4 protein-coding genes and 1 pseudogene are annotated in these 1,972 nt (G+C 66.2%); 2 read left to right on the top strand and 3 right to left on the bottom strand.

From position 1 onward, the window contains the following. Positions 1-109: pseudogene (locus tag WAN02_RS08020) on the bottom strand (SAM-dependent methyltransferase); the annotation flags it as partial. A 71-nt stretch (positions 110-180) separates the two neighbouring features. Then, positions 181-456, bottom strand: coding sequence for a hypothetical protein (locus WAN02_RS08015; protein WP_422263626.1), 276 nt, complete (start codon positions 454-456; stop codon positions 181-183). Between the two features lie 150 nt (positions 457-606). On the opposite strand from WAN02_RS08015, the gene WAN02_RS08010 reads away from it, so the two are divergent. Continuing rightward, positions 607-897, top strand: a complete 291-nt coding sequence (locus WAN02_RS08010) for a hypothetical protein (protein ID WP_422263625.1) — start codon at positions 607-609, stop codon at positions 895-897. Positions 898-955: 58 nt separating this feature from the next. Beyond that, positions 956-1,651, top strand: coding sequence for a cation transporter (locus WAN02_RS08005; protein WP_422263624.1), 696 nt, complete (start codon positions 956-958; stop codon positions 1,649-1,651). 73 nt (positions 1,652-1,724) lie between these two features. On the opposite strand, the gene WAN02_RS08000 is transcribed toward WAN02_RS08005, so the two are convergent. Beyond that, the coding region (locus WAN02_RS08000) for a DUF7676 family protein (protein ID WP_422263623.1) at positions 1,725-1,972 on the bottom strand (248 nt) is incomplete at its 5' end.

Below are 1,972 nucleotides of genomic sequence, written 5' to 3'. Positions count from 1 at the left end.
CGTCGATGAGCCCCGCCTGGGTGGCTCGGCCCCTGCCCGCGGCCACCAGCGTGGCGGTGGCTCCCACACTCGTCGCCAGATCCCAGGTGTCGTTGTCCGTGCGCGCCATGCCGGCCAGGGTAGCGATCCGATCCTGGGAGTTTCCTTGTGGCGGTGTGCCGCAGCGCCGATATTGGTTCGCTATCCGTGCTTTTCGGGAGGTCCCACACCGATCTCGTCGCAGATCGGTCCGACAATGAACAAGCCACCGCGCGGGGTGCAGAACGGGGTCGGCGGAGCTGGTGGGGGCGGAACGCTCGGGTCAGGGTCATCTGTCGTCGCGAAAGTGTTGTGGCCGTTAGGGGCCCAGGCAGAAAGTGGCTCGACCGCGGCAGGACCCGATGCGAGCCCCACGGCGGCGGCCACCGTGCTGCCAGCGAGCAGCGCTCCGGCAATGATGTTCGTAACGACGTTCATGTCGGCCAGTTTTCGTCAGCGGGCTCCATGGGCACACCGGGAAAAATGCCCATATATGCCCAAAGGCGGCCACGGTCATCGACATCACTTAACGCATCGGTCAATTTCCATTCACTTTTCCGGGGTCGCGGCCGCGTACGGTACCGCCTTATGAGCGCACCTTCGCCTGTGCCCGACTCCGGGGTGGCGTCAGACGGCAAATGGTCCCCGCAGCGGTGGGAAACCACGTTCATCAGCGTGACGAATGAATCCCTGCAAGTTGTCATCGACGAGGCGAATCGGCATACGAACACCCACGGAGCGGAGGGGTGGGAGGTCGTCAACTCCTCGGTGCAGCGCGTTCAGGTCTCGCATCACTTCGCGGGCTACGACAAGGGCGGCGAGTTCTACTTCGAGTGGAGCATCGTCTGCACCATGAAGCGGCCCTTGCCACCTGCCTGAGCTTCGCTCAGAGGTGTGGCGAGCACGCCCCTCTTGCGCGTTGACCTAACATCGCTGGGTGACCGAATCCCGTTCGATGGGCGATCCGGCCGGACTCGTCGCCGACGCTTGCTGCGCCGAAACCGGCCACGGCCATCCCGTCGCGCACGACCTGCAGTGGGGCCGTAGCGCGCAATGGGCGTGGCGGCTGGCCTGGGTCAGCATGGCGGCCATGCTCGCCGAGGGCGTGGTCGGTCTGTGGCAGGGCCTCGCGGTCGGCTCCATCGCGCTGACCGGGTGGGCACTGGGCAGCCTGCCGGAGGCGCTGGCCAGTGCAATGGTCGCCTGGCGGTTCTCCGGTTCACGCACCTCGTCACCAACCGCCGAACGTCGCGCCCAGATCGGCGTCGCGTGGTCGTTTTGGCTGACCGCGCCGTATATCGCCGCGGAATCCGTCCACCACCTGCTTGACCAGCATCACGCCGAGACTTCGGTGATCGGTATTGCGCTGACGGCGGCATCGCTGGTGCTGATGCCGATCTTGGGCCGCCTGAAGCACTCACTTGCCGATCGGCTGGGCTCGTCGGCCACCGCCAGCGAGGGCACCCAGAATTACCTCTGCGGTGCGCAGGCCGCGGCGGTCCTGATCGGTCTCGCCTTCGTCGGAATCTGGCCCGCCTGCTGGTGGTTCGACCCGGTAGTGGGCCTGGGCATCGCCGCCGCCTCGATCTGGCAGGGAGTCAAGTCGTGGCGCGGCGAGGACTGCGGCTGCTGAACCCCGCGACTGTCGTCAGTCGTCGTCTGCCGAGCCGAGCGAGTCGGAGTCGGCGCGGTCGCTGTCAACTCGCTCAGCCGTGTCGAAAGCCTTTGCCGGAACGGTCGAGTGGGTCGGAGTCCAGTCCCAGAAACCTGGCCCGGAGGCGGTCCCAAAGCTCCAGCTGCGACCAGGCGGGGTGGTCGCGCATTTGCTGCTCGTTGGTCAAGAACGGACTGGGCAGCATCAACGTCATCAACTGATCGTCGCGGCCGTTGAACAGCCGAGCACCCCACGACGTAGGGGAGCCGTCACTTCCGATCCGGCGATACAACTCCGCGC

The sequence above is a fragment of the Mycobacterium sp. genome (genome assembly GCF_049281135.1).
GTDB lineage: Bacteria > Actinomycetota > Actinomycetes > Mycobacteriales > Mycobacteriaceae > Mycobacterium.
Note: the sequence above shows the minus strand (reverse complement) of the source record. Positions and strands in the feature narration are given on the sequence as shown.

Bases quoted from the DNA above. Each gene is read 5' to 3' on its own strand.
- WAN02_RS08015 (WP_422263626.1), bottom strand. From the start codon at position 456: ATGAACGTCGTTACGAACATCATTGCCGGAGCGCTGCTCGCTGGCAGC.
- WAN02_RS08010 (WP_422263625.1), top strand. From the start codon at position 607: ATGAGCGCACCTTCGCCTGTGCCCGACTCCGGGGTGGCGTCAGACGGC.